The sequence below is a fragment of the Proteus sp. PR00224 genome (assembly GCF_016238105.1).
Classification (GTDB): Bacteria; Pseudomonadota; Gammaproteobacteria; order Enterobacterales; family Enterobacteriaceae; genus Proteus.
In genome coordinates, this window is the sequence record NZ_JAEHQU010000004.1 from 68,521 (window position 1) to 88,769 (window position 20,249).

18 protein-coding genes and 1 pseudogene are annotated in these 20,249 nt (G+C 37.6%); 12 read left to right on the forward strand and 7 right to left on the reverse strand.

Annotated features, from left to right (window positions below):
* The first annotated feature begins 120 nt into the window (after positions 1-120).
* The 5 genes and pseudogenes from glnS (at position 121) to JEP71_RS08970 (ending at position 5,877) form a co-directional block, all read left to right on the forward strand.
* Positions 121-1,788 (forward strand): glutamine--tRNA ligase, encoded by a 1,668-nt coding sequence (gene glnS / locus JEP71_RS08950; RefSeq protein ID WP_036912065.1) that lies wholly within the window; start codon positions 121-123, stop codon positions 1,786-1,788.
* 639 nt (positions 1,789-2,427) lie between these two features.
* Complete coding sequence (gene chiP, locus JEP71_RS08955) at positions 2,428-3,822, forward strand: chitoporin ChiP (RefSeq protein ID WP_109374105.1); 1,395 nt, start codon at positions 2,428-2,430, stop codon at positions 3,820-3,822.
* Positions 3,823-4,352: 530 nt separating this feature from the next.
* On the forward strand, positions 4,353-5,192 hold the full coding sequence (locus JEP71_RS08960; protein WP_196534167.1) for a DUF817 domain-containing protein: 840 nt from the start codon (positions 4,353-4,355) through the stop codon (positions 5,190-5,192).
* 61 nt (positions 5,193-5,253) lie between these two features.
* Positions 5,254-5,531: pseudogene (locus tag JEP71_RS08965) on the forward strand (type II toxin-antitoxin system HicA family toxin).
* Positions 5,524-5,877 carry a type II toxin-antitoxin system HicB family antitoxin gene (locus JEP71_RS08970; RefSeq protein ID WP_198626114.1) on the forward strand — a complete coding sequence of 118 codons (354 nt, stop codon included), beginning with the start codon at positions 5,524-5,526 and terminating at the stop codon, positions 5,875-5,877. The pseudogene JEP71_RS08965 and the gene JEP71_RS08970 overlap by 8 nt, the downstream one beginning before the upstream one ends.
* An 81-nt stretch (positions 5,878-5,958) precedes the next feature.
* Here JEP71_RS08970 and fur read toward each other — a convergent pair whose 3' ends face one another.
* From fur to ybfF, 4 genes are all read right to left on the reverse strand, one after another.
* Complete coding sequence (fur, locus tag JEP71_RS08975; RefSeq protein WP_023581171.1) at positions 5,959-6,405, reverse strand: ferric iron uptake transcriptional regulator; 447 nt, start codon at positions 6,403-6,405, stop codon at positions 5,959-5,961.
* Between the two features lie 189 nt (positions 6,406-6,594).
* Positions 6,595-7,122 (reverse strand): flavodoxin FldA, encoded by a 528-nt coding sequence (gene fldA / locus JEP71_RS08980; RefSeq protein WP_004244384.1) that lies wholly within the window; start codon positions 7,120-7,122, stop codon positions 6,595-6,597.
* A gap of 273 nt (positions 7,123-7,395) precedes the next feature.
* Positions 7,396-7,704, reverse strand: a complete 309-nt coding sequence (ybfE, locus tag JEP71_RS08985) for a LexA regulated protein (protein WP_198626178.1) — start codon at positions 7,702-7,704, stop codon at positions 7,396-7,398.
* Positions 7,705-7,894: 190 nt separating this feature from the next.
* Positions 7,895-8,689, reverse strand: coding sequence for an esterase (gene ybfF, locus JEP71_RS08990; RefSeq protein WP_198626115.1), 795 nt, complete (start codon positions 8,687-8,689; stop codon positions 7,895-7,897).
* Between the two features lie 460 nt (positions 8,690-9,149).
* Between ybfF and seqA the strand changes: the two genes are divergently transcribed.
* The 7 genes from seqA to JEP71_RS09025 all read left to right on the forward strand — a co-directional run bounded on the left by seqA (position 9,150) and on the right by JEP71_RS09025 (position 14,272).
* Positions 9,150-9,701 carry a replication initiation negative regulator SeqA gene (gene seqA / locus JEP71_RS08995; RefSeq protein WP_196573948.1) on the forward strand — a complete coding sequence of 184 codons (552 nt, stop codon included), beginning with the start codon at positions 9,150-9,152 and terminating at the stop codon, positions 9,699-9,701.
* 74 nt (positions 9,702-9,775) lie between these two features.
* On the forward strand, positions 9,776-11,416 hold the full coding sequence (gene pgm, locus JEP71_RS09000; RefSeq protein ID WP_198626116.1) for a phosphoglucomutase (alpha-D-glucose-1,6-bisphosphate-dependent): 1,641 nt from the start codon (positions 9,776-9,778) through the stop codon (positions 11,414-11,416).
* Positions 11,417-11,563: 147 nt separating this feature from the next.
* Positions 11,564-12,046, forward strand: a complete 483-nt coding sequence (locus tag JEP71_RS09005) for a DUF1456 family protein (protein ID WP_098943871.1) — start codon at positions 11,564-11,566, stop codon at positions 12,044-12,046.
* A 157-nt stretch (positions 12,047-12,203) separates the two neighbouring features.
* Positions 12,204-12,446: a type II toxin-antitoxin system ParD family antitoxin gene (locus tag JEP71_RS09010; protein ID WP_109373939.1), complete on the forward strand. Its 243-nt coding sequence runs from the start codon at positions 12,204-12,206 to the stop codon at positions 12,444-12,446.
* A complete protein-coding gene (locus tag JEP71_RS09015) occupies positions 12,439-12,732 on the forward strand; it encodes a type II toxin-antitoxin system RelE/ParE family toxin (protein ID WP_198626117.1) in 294 nt (97 codons plus the stop codon). The genes JEP71_RS09010 and JEP71_RS09015 overlap by 8 nt, the downstream gene beginning before the upstream one ends.
* Before the next feature lie 367 nt (positions 12,733-13,099).
* Positions 13,100-13,306 carry a YbfA family protein gene (locus tag JEP71_RS09020; protein WP_036912074.1) on the forward strand — a complete coding sequence of 69 codons (207 nt, stop codon included), beginning with the start codon at positions 13,100-13,102 and terminating at the stop codon, positions 13,304-13,306.
* 222 nt (positions 13,307-13,528) lie between these two features.
* Entirely contained in the window at positions 13,529-14,272 is a 744-nt protein-coding gene (locus tag JEP71_RS09025) for a type 2 GTP cyclohydrolase I (protein ID WP_109373941.1), read from the forward strand.
* A gap of 94 nt (positions 14,273-14,366) precedes the next feature.
* Here the strand turns inward: JEP71_RS09025 and JEP71_RS09030 are convergent, their stop codons facing one another.
* Genes JEP71_RS09030 through JEP71_RS09040 form a run of 3 tightly spaced genes read right to left on the reverse strand, consistent with a single transcriptional unit; the run spans position 14,367 to position 20,159 of the window.
* The gene (locus JEP71_RS09030; RefSeq protein ID WP_198626118.1) at positions 14,367-16,439 is read right to left on the reverse strand and encodes an SWIM zinc finger family protein; all 2,073 of its coding nucleotides are present in this window, start codon (positions 16,437-16,439) and stop codon (positions 14,367-14,369) included.
* Complete coding sequence (locus JEP71_RS09035) at positions 16,436-17,590, reverse strand: VWA domain-containing protein (RefSeq protein WP_198620409.1); 1,155 nt, start codon at positions 17,588-17,590, stop codon at positions 16,436-16,438. Before JEP71_RS09035 ends, JEP71_RS09030 begins: the two co-directional genes overlap by 4 nt.
* The gene (locus JEP71_RS09040) at positions 17,577-20,159 is read right to left on the reverse strand and encodes a DUF5682 family protein (RefSeq protein WP_198626119.1); all 2,583 of its coding nucleotides are present in this window, start codon (positions 20,157-20,159) and stop codon (positions 17,577-17,579) included. Before JEP71_RS09040 ends, JEP71_RS09035 begins: the two co-directional genes overlap by 14 nt.
* Positions 20,160-20,249: the final 90 nt, after the last annotated feature.

Sequence of the window (20,249 nt, forward strand, 5' to 3'; positions counted from 1 at the left end):
GTTTTTTTATCTCTATTTTGATAAATATCTCAGGGGTGTATTTAGCTAAGGTATTTATGAAACCTGCTTATTGGATTATAGTGGGTTAATTATGCGTTTTGCTTTGAGGAAAAAATGACCATGAATGAGGCAGATGCCCGCCCAACGAACTTTATTCGTCAAATTATTGACGAAGATCTGGCTACCGGGAAACATGATAGCGTTCAAACGCGTTTCCCACCTGAACCTAATGGCTATCTTCATATCGGCCATGCGAAATCAATTTGCCTGAATTTTGGTATTGCTAAAGATTATCAGGGAAAATGTAATCTACGTTTTGATGATACCAATCCAGTAAAAGAAGATATTGAGTACATCAACTCAATTCAAAAAGATGTTCAGTGGTTAGGTTTCCAATGGGAAGGTAGCATTCATTACTCCTCAGATTATTTTGATCAACTTTATCAATATGCGATTGAGCTGATTAATAAAGGCTTAGCTTATGTTGATGAGTTAAGTGCTGAAGAAATTCGTGAATACCGCGGTACATTAAAAGAGCCAGGTAAAAACAGCCCTTATCGCTCACGTAGCGTAGAAGAAAACTTAGCGCTGTTTGAAAAAATGCGTGCGGGTGGCTTTGAAGAAGGTAAAGCGTGTTTACGTGCGAAAATTGATATGGCATCACCTTTTATTGTTATGCGTGATCCTGTTCTTTATCGTATTAAATTCGCTGAACACCACCAAACCGGAAATAAATGGTGCATTTATCCAATGTATGATTTTACCCACTGTATCTCTGATGCACTGGAAAATATCACACATTCTTTATGTACTTTAGAATTCCAAGATAACCGCCGTTTATATGATTGGGTGCTGGATAATATCACTATCCCTTGTCATCCTCGTCAATATGAATTCTCGCGTCTTAACCTTGAATATACAGTGATGTCAAAGCGTAAGCTGAATCAGCTTGTGACAGAAAACATTGTGAATGGTTGGGATGATCCTCGTATGCCAACGATTTCAGGCTTACGTCGTCGTGGTTATACCGCAGAATCTATTCGTGAATTCTGCCTACGTATTGGTGTGACGAAACAAGAAAACAACGTCGAAATGGCAGCTTTGGAATCTTGTATTCGTGATGACTTAAACGAAAATGCACCACGCGCAATGGCGGTTATCGATCCAGTTCGTTTAGTGATTGAAAATATGCCAGAAGGTGAAGAAATTCTTGTTGCACCAAATCACCCAAACAAGCCAGAAATGGGTACGCGTGAAGTACCATTTAGCCGTGAGATCTATATTGATCGCGCAGACTTCAAAGAAGAAGCAAACCGTCAATATAAACGTCTGGTGCTAGGTAAAGAAGTGCGTCTACGTAATGCTTATGTGATTAAAGCAGAACGTGTCGAAAAAGACGAACAAGGCGAAATTACGACCATTTACTGCACCTATGATGCAGAGACTCTAAATAAAGATCCTGCTGATGGGCGTAAAGTAAAAGGCGTTATTCACTGGGTAAGCATTCCACATGCTATTCCTGCTGAAATCCGTCTTTATGACCGTCTATTTAGCGTACCAAACCCAGCAGCAGAAGATGATTTCTTATCAACAATTAACCCTGAATCATTAGTTATTCGTGAAGGTTTTGTTGAACGTAGCTTAAAAGATGCCGCTATCGAAAAAGCGTATCAATTTGAGCGTGAAGGCTACTTCTGCGCTGATAAGCTTTCAACAGCGGATAAACTTGTGTTTAACCGTACTGTGGGCTTACGAGATACTTGGGCGAAGATTTCTCAGCAAGGTTAATCTGCTGCCGCGTTTTAAGACACATTAGTACTTTAATGAATAAAATGCTCGATAATTATTTATCGAGCATTTTTTATCTGTTTTACATCTTAGTTTGGATGATTTTTCATCTATTGATATTAAATATTTACCATTCTTAATTTGATTAGTCTCTCGTTTTTTCTTTTTTAGGTGATAACTTTTCATTTATTTCATTTGAAATAGTTTATTCACTATCACTTTATTCTTTTGTTTTTTCATACCATCACGCTAAATAAAACTGTAATAAGAAAAGTGTGATTAATACCACCTATTTCACATGGTTAAAAAAGATCATTTATAAATACTGCTTATTATTCCTTTCTATAAAAACGAAATTTCATATCATTTAAAGATTGTTTTATAAAATCCATTTAAATCAATTAATTATGATTGGTTTTAATCAATAATTATAAAAGCAAGAAAATGAAACGATCATTTGGTTATGTGCCCTTTGTCATATTTTGATAAAAATTCTTTTTTTTAGGTTGATAATTCGCGTCGCGAAAAATATGCTGTTTCTAACCTAATTTAGGTTTTTTCCCCACTTGGGGTTTTATATTTGGAAATAGGCATTGTGCTTATTTCTTTTTTAGTCAAAGTCAAAGAGGAAACAATGCTATGGTTATGCAACATGCTAAACCAGGCAGGGTGGCACTTGCCGTTATGGGCGCATTGCTTGTAACTGCACTACCTGCAAAAATGTCTCATGCTGAAGGGTTTATTGATGACTCAACCTTAACAGGCGGTCTTTTTTATTGGCAACGTGACCGTGATAGAAAAGAGTTAACACCAAATAGTCCTGATTACGGCAAATACAAAGCTAACTTACACCATTCTACTTTCAACGCTAATCTAGATTTCTCATCAGGCTACCTTGGTGATTTTATTGGTATTGATTTAGCTGCTTTTGGTGCGGCTGAATTGAATAACAGTGGCCCAGCTGCACCTAATGAAATTGGTTTTAGTGATGCAAAAAGTCGCTGGGATGAAAAATGGACTGGCGATCGCAGTGGCATGAGTGTTTATAAAGCGGCTGCGAAATTCAAATTAGGCAATTTCTGGGCTCAAGGTGGATATATTCAACCTAAAGGCCAAAGCTTATTGCGTCCACATTGGAGCTTCTTACCGGGGACTTATCGCGGTGCTGAAGCGGGTGCTGTTTTCGATTTCGATAAAAGCGGTGAATTATCTTTCTCATATATGTGGACTGATGAATATAAAGCACCGTGGTATCGGAATATGTATAACTTCCGTAAAGCTGATCTAGAAACCAATATCAGCTATCTTCACTCTTTTGGCGCCAAATATGATTTTAAAAACAGCCTAGTGTTAGAAGCTGCATTTGGTCAGGCCGATGGTTATATCGATCAGTATTTTGGTAAAGTTTCTTATGATTTTCCAATTGCTGACAATGCATTAAGAACGTCTTACCAATTCTACGGTGCTAAAGATAAAGTTACCGGCGGTGGTGTTAATGACGTTTATGATGGGTTGGCATGGTTACAAGCACTGACTTTTGGTTATACCTACAATGTATTTGACTTCAAAGTAGAAGGAACGTGGGTTAAAGCTGAAGGTAATCAAGGTTATTTCTTACAACGTATGACTCCAGGCTGGGCAACCTCTAACGGTCGTCTTGATGTTTGGTGGGATGGTCGTTCTGACTTTAACGCCAATGGAGAAAAAGCACTTTATGCTGGCGTTATGTATGATCTGAAAAACTGGGATCTGTCAGGTTGGGCTGTCGGCACTTCATATATTTACGCATGGGATGCGAAACCAAGTGGTAAAGCCGTTTATGACCAAGGTCAGCGTATCAGAGAAAGTGCATGGAATGCGGATATTATGTATACGGTTCAAGAAGGTCGCGCTAAAGGTACTCTCTTTAAGCTTCATTATACCCGTTACGATAACCACTCCGATATTCCAAGTTATGACGGTGGTTTTGGTAATATCTTCCAAGATGAAAAAGACGTTAAGTTTAACGTGATAATGCCATTCACTATTTTCTAATATCAGCATAGGGATAAAGTGTATTAATTGCACTTTATCCTGAATAAAACTAAAAAAGCTAAATACGATTACGATAAGTAAAAATAAGTAGTAGAAAGATAGAGATGCATTAATTAAGAAGAACCTTACAAATAAGCCTCGTTAATAAAGTGAAGTAGTCAGCAGCAGTAGTAAGAAGTAAAAGAGCCGAAGTAAAGAGTCGTTTTAAAATCGCAGTATGTAGTAAAAGTAATGAAGTAAAGTCGTCATGTCATGTCGTCTGAGATAAATGTGAGTGGGTTATGTTTATCTCCTGTGCTTCAGTTATTTCGCAGAATTTGCGTAAGGTATTTACCCTAAGTAAAGGCAGTCAGAGTGGGTATCGTAGTGGGGGGTAAATACCTTTATTTTTTCATTCCTTTCTTTTTCGTCCTTTTCATCCTTGTACGTTTTTTTATTCTATGGCAAATTTCTTGCCATTCATTTTATCTCACCTTATTTATTATTCTGCATTGAAGGCTGTTCGATAATGCGAGTTTTCAGGAAGAAACATGTTAAAGCGATTGGATGATTTTTTATTAGAACCACCATTGAAGCCCTTTAAAGGTATAAAACGATTTGTTGTTGAATTTCTCTTTTTTGGTGTGAAAGAGGCACGTTCTTGTTTATTTGCAGGATTTTTCTTTTTTATTTTATTTGCAACACCAAGCAACGGTGTTTTTGGTATACCTCGTTATGATGTGCTTCTTATTCTCGCTATCGCTTTTCAATTATGGATGGTGTGGGGAAAGTTAGAAACATGGGATGAATTAAAAGCGATTTGTTTTTTCCACATTGTTGGTTTTGTGATGGAGTTATTTAAAACATCAGCGGCAATTGGTTCATGGAAATACCCTGATTTTGCTTACACAAAATTGTGGGAAGTCCCATTATTTACAGGCTTTATGTATTCGGCTGTGGGGAGTTATTTAATTCAAGCATGGCGTTTTTTAAAGGTACGAATTGAACATTATCCACCTTATTGGCTGGCAACATTGGTTGCACTTGCGATTTATATTAATTTCTTTTCTCATCATTTTATTGGTGATTATCGTTGGTATTTAACAGCCTTTATTTTAGGTCTTTATGCTCGTAGTGTGGTTTATTTTACGCCTTATGATACAGAGCGAAAAATGCCCTTATTACTTGCTTTTGTTCTGATTGGTTTCTTTATTTGGCTTGCTGAGAATTTTGGTACGTTCTTCGGTGTTTGGCAATATCCAAACCAAATTGGTGCTTGGTCTGCCGTGCATGCAGGGAAGTGGGGCTCTTGGTCACTGTTAGTTATCGTTACTTTTACGATAGTGGTGCATTTAAAACATATCAAACACAGTATTAGTGTGGCGAAGTGAATTGTTATAGATTATGTTCTTTTTAAGATGACGTCATATGTTGACGTCAATGGAATGAATGATGATAAAGACCAACGAACTGAGTTCCAAACACTATAAGACACTCGCTGATATACTAACAGTGCCTCCAAAGTCAGGAATTAAGTGGATGATGTAAAGAGCCTAATAAATAATCTTGGTGGGAAAGTTAAAAATGGTAATGGCTCTAGACGAAAATTTATTTTAATGGGATCTGTTTATCAAACACACCAACCTCATCCTGAGAATGTTATGGATAAAGGCTCTGTAAATGGTCTACGTGAATGGTTTGAGAATGTGATAGGAGTAAAGCATGATTAAAAGTACGAATATCATGATAATAAGTGGGCATCCAGCATCAGTTGTTTATGAATCTGAAATTAAAGCCTTCAGAGGACAATTTTTAGATGTAAATGGATATTGTGATTTTGTGGCTGATAGTATTGATGGATTACAAAAAGAAGGGGCTATTTCCTTAACGGAGTTTGTTGAAACTTGCATTGAAGAAGGAATTACGCCTTTTAAAGAGGAAGATAAACTTAAAGCATTTACATTACGTTATCCTGCTTGGTTAGAAACTCGATTGAATGCAACCGTTGCAGCACATGCAATCTCAAAAAATCAGTTTATTGTCCAGTTATTAGAGCGTGAACTAGTTACACGATAATATTTGGGTTCATAACATAGGGCAATAAAAAAGGAACTGTTCACAGTTCCTTTTTTTTACTGAGAGATTATCCAGAATGAATTATTTCTCATCATGTGCGTGGCTATCTTCTTTACAATTACCTTCAGCACAATGGCCATATAAATAAAGGCTATGATTGGAAAGTTTGATACCATGACGTTCAGCGATATTTCTTTGGCGTAATTCAATTGCATCGTCTGTAAACTCAATAACTTTGCCACAATCAAGACAAATTAAATGGTCATGATGGTGTTGTTGAGTTAATTCAAATACTGATTTACCACCTTCAAAATTATGTCGGGTAACAATACCAGCATCATCAAATTGGTTTAAGACGCGATACACTGTTGCCAGACCAATCTCTTCACCGATATCGATAAGTTTTTTGTAGAGATCTTCAGCACTGACATGATGGCACTCAGGATCCTGGAGCACTTCCAAGATCTTTAAGCGAGGAAGTGTAACTTTTAACCCAGCATTTTTTAACGCTTTATTATTGTCGGTCATGCGGATTTAATCCTGTTGCTAATGGTGAATTTAATTTTTGTGCTCACAAATGGGCTTTATTCATTAATACTCGGGTGAATAAATAACCTCATTGATTATAGGCATGATATTTAAAAATAAACACCCCACCTATCACACTATCTTAGCACACCATTGAATAATTATCATTCTCAATATTGAGTATTTATATTATCCCAAAATTTCGTCTAGGCTCATTTCTTCTTTGATTTGAGCAACCCAAGCGTCAACACGCTCTTCGGTTAATTCTGGTTGACGATCTTCATCAATCGCAAGACCGATAAAATGATTATCATCTGCAAGCCCTTTAGAGGCTTCGAAATGATAACCTTCGGTTGGCCAATGTCCTACGATAACTGCACCACGAGGTTCAATAATATCGCGGATAGTACCCATTGCATCACAGAAATATTCTGCATAGTCTTCTTGGTCACCACAACCAAATAGTGCAACAAGCTTACCATTGAAATCAATATCTTCTAGTGTTGGGAAAAAATCATCCCAATCACATTGTGCTTCACCATAATACCAAGTAGGAATACCTAGTAACAGAATATCGAACGCTTCGATGTCTTCTTGACTGGATTTTGCAATATCATGAACTTCGGCATTATCAGCGCCCAGTCTTTCTTGAAGCATTTTGGCAATATTTTCAGTGTTGCCAGTATCACTGCCGAAGAATATTCCTATGATTGCCATAAAGTGAGATAACCTCTTTTATTCTAAATTCGTTATATTTCAAATTGTAGCGTTATTGACTACGTATATTTCCACAAGTCACATACTTCTTGTATGTTTCTAGTGATTCATTCACTTGTCACCTAGCTACACTTCAAAATATTTAGAGTATATTTGTCTGTGTTTGAACAATTACTAGTGAAAGATAAGCATTGTGTTTTCATAATAGAAAACTAAAAACGTATTTTGACGAAAATAGCAGGCTAATTCTGTCGAATTTGTGTGGTTTATCTGCTAGCTATTCTTGTTTTGATGCCTTTTTAAGGCGTTATTTTGCGCCAATTGCTCTAGTAATATTTCTTCAATAAGTTCACTACGACTGACGTTTCTTTCTGTCGCCAACTCATTGAGAGCATTTACAGCATCTTCATTTAATTTTAACTCAACTCGACGTAAACCATTAACTCTGTCACGTCTTAATTGATTGCGTTTATTAATTCTAAGCTGTTCATCCCGAGAAAGCGGGTTTGTTTTAGGTCGCCCAGGTCTGCGTTCATCTGCGAACAAATCCAGTGTGGTGCGATCAGTTTGTTCTTTTGCCATAAATTTTGCTGTGAAAGGGCGTATACCAATGACTAAATTGCGAAACGCCCAATAATACCCCACATAGTGATGTCTCGCCACTGCTTCCTGAGTTTAACTTATTGTGATTTGGTCTTTTTATCAACAGACGCTATTTTTAAGCACAATAATTATACATTCTAGTAAATTATCATTTTTCAGTGACGTTATTTTAAGCTGTTAAGTAAGCTTTCGCTAAAAAACGACGAATAGCCTTAATAACGGTATCTGGCTTTTCTGAATGTACCCAATGCCCTGTATTTGCGACAACAAAGGCAGTCGCGAGCGGAAATTGACGAGCGATGTTTTCACGATACTCATCTAAAATGTAAGGTGATAAACCGCCACGAATAAATAATACAGGATGATGCCAAGCAGGCACCTCTTGCCAGCCAATAATGTCTGAATAAGCATTTTTTATTGCAGGTAAATTAAATAGCCACTCACCATTTTTGAATGATTTGAGTAAAAATTGGATCACACTTTCCTCTTTAATAAAAGGACGCATTATTTCCACAGCATCTTGACGACGTGTGACTTTAGCTTCTGTTACGGCTTCAAGCGCTGCAAAAATTTTGTCATGGCGGCGAACGTTATAAGCAACGGGTGACATATCAATCACAACAATATTTGCAATACGTTCGGGAGCTAATGCTGTCATCGCCATCGCAATTTTGCCTCCCATTGAGTGCCCAATAATAATGGCTTTTGAGATAGTTAAACTATCAAGCAATGCGAGCACATCTTGCGCCATATCTTGATAATTCATACTTTCGCTATGAGGAGAGTGTCCATGGTTACGCACATCAATTTGTATCACGGTATTATCTTGACGAAGTGCACGACCTAAAACACCTAAATTATTGAGATCACCAAAGAGGCCATGGATCAAGACGATAGGTAAATTAGATACAGGTGTCGTTTCAGGTTGGTGTAATTGATAATTTAGTAATGTATTGAGTTTCATATTAATGACCAAGATGATTGCGATTTTCTTCTATGATGACATGCACAAGATGCTAAGCCAACTTATCGCAATAATATGAAAGAGTAATGAAGTTCAGAAATAATTAATAAGAGAAATTTATAAAAAACCATAAAAATGCCATTATCCAGATGTATATTCCAAACTTATTCAAAAAGTTGAAATCTTGACATTGCTCAAAAATAAATAATTAGAATTTTATATTATTTGGGGGCTGGGATAGTGTGATATAGCGGCGTTTAAAACTGGCTTTGTGCGAATAAGTTCAAAGAATAGAAGATGATACCAAGATAAACAATAGGATAAATACCGAGCTTAGCCTTTAAAATGGCAGGATCTTGAATAGATCCTCTTTAAGTTATTGAAATTTTGCCTATTTTGTTTTTAAAGATTATATCTTATAATCCTAATTACTTTTTTTTGAAAATAGTACTGGGTAGCAATGAAAAAGATAGAAATTGATGACGAACTTTACCGCTATATTGCTAGCGAAACTAGACATATCGGTGAAAGCGCTTCAGATATTTTAAGGCGTCTACTGAAGCTCGATGCCAAACAGCCCGTACAACCAGTCGTTGTCACTGAGTCAGTACAAGTACCTGTTATTAAACAGGAAGCTGAACCTACACCTATAACACCAGCAAAAAATCCGATCCGTGAAATGCGAGAACTGCTGTTATCTGATAGTTACGCAGAAAAAACAAAATCAGTTGATCGTTTTTTACAGATCCTTTCTACGTTATATAGCCTAGATAGCGCTACTTTTACTCAATCTGCTGAAACAGTACATGGACGAACACGCATCTATTTTGCTGGTGATGAACAAACATTACTCGATAGTGGACGTCATACAAAACCGCGCCATATTTCAGGCACGCCGTTTTGGGTTATCACTAACTCGAACACAGAGCGTAAGAGAACGATGGTACAAAGCATCATGCAGGATATGCAATTCCCTGCAAATGAGATTGATAAGGTGTGTGGAACTATCTAACCACTATTGTTAATTGATGCATTGCAAAGGCTTTTGTTTAAAGCGTGATTGTGATGTCAAATAGGAGAAGATTTGTGGCAATTCATCCAAGAGCAGGGCAGCATACTCGTCAAAGTGATCTGATTAATGTGGCGCAATTAACGTCTCAATATTATTCACTTAAACCAGAAGCTAGCAATAACGCTCATCGTGTGAAATTTGGTACATCTGGTCATCGTGGAAGTGCAAATCGCCATAGCTTTAATGAAGCACATATTCTGGCAATTGCGCAGGCTATTGCTGAAGTACGTGCTAAGAATGGAGTAACAGGGCCATGTTACGTGGGTAAAGATACTCATGGACTGTCAGAGCCTGCATTTATTTCTGTTTTAGAAGTACTTGCTGCCAATAAAATTAAAGTGATTATTCAAGAAAATAATGGCTATACACCAACACCGGCAGTCTCTTTCTCTATTTTGACATACAACGAAGCACATCAAGATATTGCTGATGGTATCGTGATCACTCCATCTCATAATCCACCCGAAGATGGCGGTATTAAATATAATCCATCAAATGGTGGACCTGCTGATACCGATTTAACTTCAGTGATTGAAAAACGTGCCAATGAACTGCTTGAGAACAATTTAGCAGGGATCAATCGTCTTTCTTATGATGAAGCATTAGCAAGTGGTTATATTCAAGCACAAGACTTAATTATGCCTTATGTCAAAGCGTTAGGTGACGTTGTTGATATGCAAGCAATTAAGAAAGCGGGCTTAAAATTAGGTGTTGACCCATTAGGCGGTTCAGGCATTGAGTACTGGAAACGTATTGGTGAGTATTATGATCTTGATCTTGAATTAGTTAACGATCAAGTTGATCAGACATTCCGTTTTATGACGCTTGATCACGATGGTGTTATTCGTATGGACTGTTCATCACCATGGGCAATGGAAGGCTTATTACAATTACGTGATAAATTTGATTTAGCCTTTGCTAACGATCCTGATTACGATCGTCATGGTATTGTGACACCTTCTGGTTTAATGAATCCTAACCACTATTTAGCGGCTGCAATTAACTATCTTTTCCGTCATCGTCCACAATGGGCTAAAGATGTAAAAGTGGGTAAAACACTGGTTTCAAGTGCAATGATTGACCGTATTGTAGCAGATTTAGGTCGTGAATTAGTTGAAGTGCCTGTTGGCTTTAAATGGTTTGTTCAAGGCTTATTTAGTGGTGAGTTTGGCTTTGGTGGTGAAGAGAGTGCAGGTGCATCTTTCTTACGCTTTAATGGTAAACCTTGGTCAACTGATAAAGACGGTATCATTTTATGTCTGTTGGCTGCTGAAATGAAAGCTGTAACAGGTAAAGATCCGCAAGAGCATTACAACGAATTAGCACAACGTTTTGGTTCACCAAGCTATAACCGTATTCAAGCATCAGCAACCCATGAACAAAAAGCGTTGTTATCACGTTTATCACCTGAAATGGTGACTGCAAGCACCTTAGCAGGTGATCCAATTACTGCACGTTTAACACATGCATCAGGTAATGGTGCATCTATTGGTGGCTTAAAAGTAATGACCGATTACGGTTGGTTTGCGGCTCGTCCTTCTGGCACTGAAGAAGCCTATAAAATTTACTGTGAAAGCTTCCGTGGCCCTGAGCATCGTGAATTAATTGAAAAAGAAGCCATTGAAATAGTAAATAATGTTTTTGCTAACAAATAAGTTAGTACAATAAACTATTTATATAGAATAACACTCTACCTAAAGGTAGAGTGTATTTTTTTAATTATTGAATATTTTTAGATCACAGCATTGATATCCATCATTGAGGTTGATTTAGAATTAAAAATAGAGTGGATAATCAATACAATGCAAAATAATTTTGTTTTACGAAGTGTACGTTACATGCTGGATCTAAGTGATGCACATGTTGTTGAAATCATGAAACTGGCTGATTTCACAGTCACAAAAGAGTTAGTAAATAGTTGGCTGAAAAAAGACGATGAGCCTGAGTTTGTTGAGTGTGACGATAATGCGATGGGGCATTTTTTAAATGGTCTAATTTTTTATCGTCGTGGCAAAGATGAGAATTTTCCAGCACCTGAAGTTGAAAAACGTATAACCAATAATATTATCTTAAAAAAACTGCGTGTCGCTTTTGAGTTAAAAGATGTTGATATTTTAAAGATTTATGAGCTTGCAGACTTCCGTGTTTCTAAGCCAGAACTCAGTGCAGTATTCCGTAAGCCTGGACATAAAAACTATCGTAACTGTGGCGATCAACTCGTGAGATATTTCCTTAAAGGGTTAACCGAAACCCTACGCGGTAAAGGCAAAACGGTTAAGAAATAAAGTTTAGGGTATTTTAAGATATAAAATTCTCTATTTATTAAATAATACCCCAAAATTGGTTTTCGATTTTGGGGTATTTTTTTATGGTATTAACTGGCGAAAGAATGAATTTACTGCTAATGTTGTATTACTAAGTAATACAATGTAGGAAGGATTTATGGCTCGAGTAACTAGTGTGACTTTGGGTGAACACTTTAATGGCTTTGTTGGTGAAATGATCAACTCAGGACGTTATGGAAATACCTCTGAAGTAATAAGAGACGCTTTACGTATGATGGAAATTAGAGAAGAACGGATCCAAATAGTTCGTAAAATGGTGCTAGATGGTGTGAATTCACCAGAAAGTAAAAATAACATGGATGATATTTTTGCAAGAGCTGAAAAGGATTTAAATGTATAAACTTTCTGAGTTAGCAGAAGAAGATATTTATCAAATTGCGCGTTATACCATACAACAATTTGGTGTAATTCAGGCAAAGAAATATCATGATGACTTGAAACGGACATTTGAGCTACTTGCTAGAGCACTCTGGATTGGGCGAGAGTGTAGTTGGGTGTGTAATGGTATGAGACGATTGGAGTTTAAAAAACACTCAATCTATTATCTACCAAAGAATAATACCTTATTTATTGCTCGCCTTATTCACCATTCAATGGATGTTGATTCTCTTGATTTTCCTGAATAAATATTTAATTATTCACTGTTGAATATATTGTTCATAATAATACTATTTAGCAGTGGATCTGTATTTTTAGCAGTAAACCTCATTCTCGAATATCTCATATCTCCTCACCGGTTTGATTTTTTTCCTTTCTGATAATATATGGCTGAAATTATTTATTATGAACTTAATTAAGTAAAAATACTGATCTTACTTTGTTAATAACTATGTCATTTTTGTTTCTTTTTTGTTTTCATTATGAAATTTAATTACATATCAAGCAAAATAAAGGTGATTTTTCGCACGAATTAAGTGGTCTGATCAGTAGTAAAATTTCATCAAATGAGGTAAAATTTCAGTCATCAAATTAATCTCTATACAGGAGAGCACTATGCCAGCTTATAACGAATATACAAAAAAACATGTTTTAGCCCGTCGTACTGGTGCTGTTGCGCTAGGTGTTGTGGCATTTCCTGTTATGATTTTTCATCCTAAACGCGCACAATTTTATAGCTATATACACCGTGTATGGTCTAAAACAAGTGATAAACCCGTTTGGTTGGCAAAATCAGAAGTGGCACTAAATAGTCACAAATAACAGAATATTAAGATAACGCCTGCAAAAGTAGGCGTTATTCTTATCCCTCTTTAAGCACTTTTTTGGTGCTACCTTCTTGTTTTTCCTTATCTGTAAATAACCTTCAATTTTTACGTTACAATAAACAGTAATGAGTCATTTAAACGAAGGCGATTCATCTATTGCTATTTATCTTATTGTTAGATAAATAGTGGCATTCGTGATAACAGGGAAATAAATGAAATGAAGAATACTGATCTGGAATTAGTGATTAATGAGAAGTTAAGCATTGAAAACTTTCAAGATTATGCACCTAATGGACTTCAAGTCGAAGGACGCCCTCATATTCAAAAAATAGTAACGGGTGTAACGGCAAGCCAAGCATTACTTGATGAAGCTGTACGATTAAACGCGGATGCAATTTTAGTACACCACGGTTACTTTTGGAAAAATGAGCCTGTTGTTATTCGCTCAATGAAGCGTAATCGCTTAAAGACATTACTTTGTAATGACATTAATCTTTTTGGTTATCACTTGCCGTTAGATGCTCACCCAATCTTAGGTAACAACGCTCAGTTAGCGTTAAAAATGGGCGTTAAAGTTGAAGGTGAAATATTACCTTTGGTGCCTAAAGGTGTGTTTGATTTACCTTTAACACCTCTTGAATTAAAAGCACGTTTAGAAAAAGCATTACAACGCAATGTATTGCATTGTGGTGATAATGCACCTGAAACTATTCGTAATATTGCTTGGTGTACAGGCGGTGGACAGGGCTTTATTCAAGATGCAGCAGAGCAGGGTGTGGATGCTTTTGTGACTGGTGAAGTTTCGGAACAAACTATTCATATCGCAAGAGAAATGGGCGTTCATTTTTTTGCAGCAGGACATCATGCGACAGAGCGTTATGGTATTAAAGCATTAGGTGAATGGCTTGCTCAAACACATCACTTCGATGTGACATTTGTCGATATTGATAATCCAGCATAAGCCTATTTATTCTTATCCTATAAGCTATCTCTCTAATTAAAGAGAGATAGCTTTTTGCTTATTACTACTTATTACTACTTATTACTACTTATTATTACTCATTAAGCTGAATGGGTAATGGGCTTTGTAATTGTTGCAGATTATCGCATAGCCAAATTAACTGTAATAAAGCTTGTGGATCTCGTGTCGTTAATGTCAGATAACGAGCTAATTGGTTGGCAATTAATGTCATTCCTAAATCGTCAGCAGTATGCTTGCTTATCTCTAACTGCTCTTTTTGCATTTCAGAAAGCAATTCTCTCCCAGTACATGCTTGGGCTTCTAATACTGACAAAATAGGGCGACAGAATTTTTGTGCCAAGGTCGGCTCGCTGTGATGCATCGCCGTTTGTTGTTTACGTTTAGCCATATATTCTTGAATACGGCTAATAAACTCAGACTGTTTTTTCTTACGCGGAAATTGGTCAAAATCGAGATAAAACAGTTCAATACCTTTTGTCGTTTTAAGCCAAATGGTCGTTGGCAATAAATCCATATTTAAATCACGTCGAACAGGCTGTACCGTGACTGCAACTATCTCTAATTCTCGTTTAGTGAGATAACGTAATTCTTCCAGATTATTTTGCATCGTTCCTTCCCAATAAAGACGTAAGAAGGCTGAATTGTCATGATTATCTGAAACATCCCAAATAACGCACTGTTCTATTTCATACCAAATTAATGGCTTATAGCTTTTGATATGTAAGACGAGAGGCGAAAGAAATCCTTCAGGTTGATTAGCAAAATAGTCCGGCAACGCTTGCCAATTGTTGATCCCTAATTCAGTTTGTAGATTTTGGTAATCCGTAATATCAAGAAAATCAGTTTGGCTTTGAGCAAAACTTTCGCCAATAGTCGCCAGTTTTCCTTCATCAGAAATACGAGGCTCTTGTAATAAAAAAGGGCGGCGCATTAACTTATCGGATGTTTGTTTCCATAACGATAAACTATTCCAAACACTATAACGGTTAAACAGAGTATCAAGTTGATTAGGGCGTGCTTGTGTCGCTTGTAAGAGCTGCTTCTCTTCTCTATCCCAAAAGGTAAAGGTGGCTCCTAATGCACCACTTTGTGCTGTCCACCAGTTTGCACCAATTGGAATAAGCGAGAGACTCGTTTTTTTATCGTCATATTGACGACGAAGTTGTCCTCGTAATACTTTTAACTGTTCAGGTGTCGCATTGGATAATTGGAATAGATAGGCTGAAATATGAGCCAATAAGCGCAAGACATTGCTTTCATCCATAGTGAAATGTCTTTCTGCTAATAGTTTGACTTGGGTGCTTAATGTTCGCAAATAAGACGCTAAACGAGGTAAATCCTCTGCTCGAGCCGACATATTCAATAAGTGCAACTGTGTGGCACTGCTTAAGCTGATATGTGATAACCCTTGGCGTAAGAGATCATAAATAAACTGTTCAATGGTTGTTATTAACGCTGACTCTTCATCATTAAGAGGGCGTTTTGAAGATTGCACAATGATTAAATCTTCAGGCCAAACCCAAGGTTGAGCATGTTGTTCAAATATTTTAGCCACAATAGCAAGGTGGAATGCTTTTTTCTGTGAGTCAGAAAAAGGCGATAACATGCCATCGTAACCACTACCTTGTAAGAAAATAACAGGCTCATCAACATCAGGGAGTTGAATTTTTAACTGTGTCCCTGTGTCTTCTAAATTTAATGTTGTTGTTTCCCACTGCTCAACTAATTTAATGGCCGCACGACAGGCGGGTTTTCCTGCTTTTTTGATTAATACTTCCGGCTCAAGAGCAAATAGCGTGGGTAACAGAGGGGCGATTTCAATCTGTTCAGTAATGGCTTCTGATGATGCTTCACCACTCTTATCGTCATTTGAATTATCAGCACTATTATTGGCTTGTAACCATAAAACGGCAGCTAAAATATGTTTACAACAACCTGATGCCGAACAATCACAACTGGCTTGTTGGATCCCCGCTTCATGTAAAACAACATTTTGTCCATCACTACTAAACTGCCCTGTATTGGCATCAGTGAGTGAAACTTTTTCGTTATCAACATCTTTTTTTGCGCGTCTTAATAATCCTGTATTAGCAAATACAGTGAGCGCGTCTTCATCGTAATGAAAGTAAACAGTTTGCCAACTCATTGCATTACCTCTGCCAACCATTGTGCGAAATGTTCAGGTGTTAACGCTGCAACTTGCATGCCTCTGTCTGCAAGTTTCTGAGCAATTGCAGAGTCATAAACAGGTTGAGCCTCATCATCAAGTGCCGCAAGCCCTAATAATTTAACTTGTTGGCTATTAAGGCGTTGTGTGCAATCTAATAAGCGGTTTAATGATCCACCTTCTTCAAAGTCACTGATAAGTGAAATAACCGTACGTTTAGGATTTTTGACTAAGCTTTCGCAATATTGCATTGCACCTGCAATATCAGTACCGCCTCCCAATTGTACAGTCATTAAAACTTCAACGGGATCGTCTGCTAAATGTGATAAATCGACAACTTGGGTATCAAAAACCACTAAAGAGACATTAACAGCAGGTAATGAAGCTAAAATACTGGCGCAAACAGCGGCATACATAATTGAGCTAGACATTGACGCACTTTGGTCAACACAAAGAATAACATCCCATGGAAAGTGCTGTTGCATCCGTGAGTTAAAATAAGGTGTTTCAATGACTAAACGGCGATTTTGAGTATCGTAATGTTTTAAATTCGCCGCAATAGTTGCGCGCCAATCAAAGTTGCGACTATTTGGTACTAAAGAGCGTCTAAAACGGTTACGGCGACCTGTTAATGATTGGCGAAAGTTATTGCGAATTTGACGTAAAATATCATCAACCACTTTACGAATAATGGTTTTAACCGCATCTCGTGTTTCTTCACTCATGCGTCCGCGTAAACTTAATAATGTTTTAGCTAATGCTTTTGTTGGCTCCATCGCTTTTAACGTATTGGGATCTTTAAGAAAGCTACTAATTTGATAGCGTTCAATCGCCTGTGATTGCATACGTTCAAATGTGCTATTAGGGAATAGCTTACGTGCTTGATTAAGCCAGTTCACCGCGGTGAGTTGAGAGGCATCGAGTGATCCATGACGTCCTCGCTCTTGGCGTAATCCTCGGCGTTGATATTCACGGCGATAGAGAAAATCGAGCGTGCGCTCCACTTTTAAATCATCAGTATTAAAAGTGGCTTGTCCAAGAGCATCATCAGCATATTGACCTAAAATCAGGCGCCAGCGTTTTGCTTGTTTTATTTTATCTTCAGGCATATCGTCATTATGCTGACTCATGAGTCGTATCTCCTTTCTCTATTTTCTTAGCATCAAACCAAGAAAGCATGCCTTGTTCCATTATTCGCTGTTGTAATTTTTGATTGAGCTTGGTGGCTTCAATCATCTGTTTGGCGCTAAAGTCTGACTGCCACAAAGATAACGCTTGCGTATCTAAACCAATATCGTTGGCAATATATTGTGCAAGCTCTGCATTTTGTTTGGGATTAAGTTGGCTAAAGGCAAAACGCAGATCAGGTAAGATCTGAATAAATCGTTCTTCATCCCATTGCTGTAACAAAGTATTTAAGTGATCGACTAATAACGGTAAGCGAATAACTAGCTCTGGTGCAGTTCGCATCATCCCGACAAAATAACCAATGGCATGTTCGGGAGAACTACCTGTGCTAAAGGTCGTATTTAGCGCGGTGACCAACGTATTTTCGTCAATATATGAACCTAAATAACGTAATGCATCTACCGCACCTTTTAATAAAGGCACGGTATCTAATTGACCATCAAGACGATTGAGTTGCTGATAGAAATCACTTTTATAATCATGCTGATTATTGAGTGATGGCATAAATTCAATCAATTCACGCAAAGAGAGCAGAGCTTGTAAATTGCTTTCTTGTTGTTGCTCATCACCTTGAGCCAGTTGTTCTAAACAAAAGAAAGCTTGAGGAATAACTTGATGTAGGCGATTTTCAAGTGAAAGCTCATCCGTAATATCAAGATATTGGCGACCTCGCCATAAATGGATCAGTTTATGTCCACATTGAGTGAGTGACTCAAGACGAAAATCTTGCTGAATATAGCTATCTAACAGTTTAAAGAGTGATGGTATGCGCTGGTGAAGCCCAATTAATGCTGCTTGGATTAATAACGTGACTGCACTTTGGCTTGAACGGCTTTGCCCTTGTTCTTCAAGCTGTTTTTCCATTGATAACAGCTTACTTAGGGCGATGGCTTCAAGTTGAGAGCCTTTCTCTGATAATGAAATCAGCTCGCCTTCCACATTGGGTGTCCAAGCGTATTGCCACTCTTCAAATAGCAGATCTAATTGATGACCAGAAAGAAAATCAGGGCCATTTACACGGTGTGCAAAATGGATCTCTAAGAAAGCCAATAAATGTAAAAAGCGACTTCTTAAGCGATGTTGCGGGTTACGGTAAACATCACATTTAGTGGTTTTTGCTAATGTATCATCCAGTTTGAAACGAAAAGCTTTAGCTCGTTCATAGGTTTCATTAACTAAAGGAGGCGTTGCTGTACCTAATGGAATTTTACCTAAGAGATAGCCTGAAAAGCAGGTTTTAATTTCAGTCCATAACTCGCTTTGGCTATCATCTAAACTGCCCTTAATAAAGGCACTTTGTAAACCATCGAGTAAATCATAGCGACCTGTACCTGCATGATCTCTTAGTAAAGCGAGGCGTAAACTCTGCTCTGCTGCGAGTTTTACAGCTAAATAGCTAGGTGGATTATCAAATTGTTTTTCTCTGATCGCCTGAGCTACTGAGCTTAGAAAAGCAATCCCCATTTTATTGCGATAAACTTGAGTTGGTTGTTTTGCCGCATCATTATTCTCTGATTTATCATGATGTTGTTGCATTAAACTTTGCCAGGCTTGTTGATAAAATGCGGGAGAAGGCATGCCTGAAGCATAACCATTAAGTGCATCTAATCTGTCAAAACTGTAGCGAATAAGCCAAGCTTGTTCATTTTCACCCATTTTTTGCATTTTAGTGAATTGCTTTTGTTCTGTGCTAGAAATGGCGAAAGATTGAGATTGTGAATGTGCTAGACCTTCAATTAATGCAAGAGTATGGAATCCCCCAGTGACGATTAAAATTTTGGCATTGGGCTCTTGTTGTTTGATGGCTTGAATATGAGTGAGCATATGTGCTTCACGTTGTGAAGAGCCTTCAGATTCAAGCACTTCAGGTTCATAATCAAGTCGTGCTAGTGCGCACCAAATAAAGGTGTCATTAAACAGTGTTTGCCAATCTGCTAAGGCTTCAATATTGCGTAATTCAAAAAGATGCTCCCAAACATCATCATGATCACGACAGTGGCATTTTTTGGCTAATTGCGCGATAAACTGGCTATGTGCTAAATAACGTTCTTTTTGTAAGCTACGACTCTGTGAATCACTATATTCTTCGTTATTAACTTGTGCAGCCCAAGGTAAATCGATAAAACGTGTTTTGGCATTGATGCGCAAACCACCCCGCAAAGCTTGCCATTCAGGCGAATATTCACAAAATGGGAAATAGGCAGAGTGTAGTGATTTCTCACGATCTCCTTGGTTTCCATCATTATGCAAATACTCTGCTTGTCCCATAATCGCAACAGGAGGCAGGGTATCTTTATCTGTTAGGCTAGGAATAAGCGAATTAAAAGTATCTGGACCTTCAATTAAAATATAATCGGGTTTTACAGAATCAATTAATGATAAAACTGCATAAGCACAAGCAGGGCTATGGTGGCGTACAGGGGCAAAATAGAGATGTTGTTGCTGTAACGACGTCCATTTCAGTCGTGCTTGGTCAATTCTTTCTGGTAAAGGTATTGAAGGTAGCGTCACCGTGTCGATCCCTTTTCTGGGTGAAAAGGCAGAGTGAGTTAACTCTGCCTTTAATAGATAAATAACGTATTTTAATGCGTAGCCACGAGT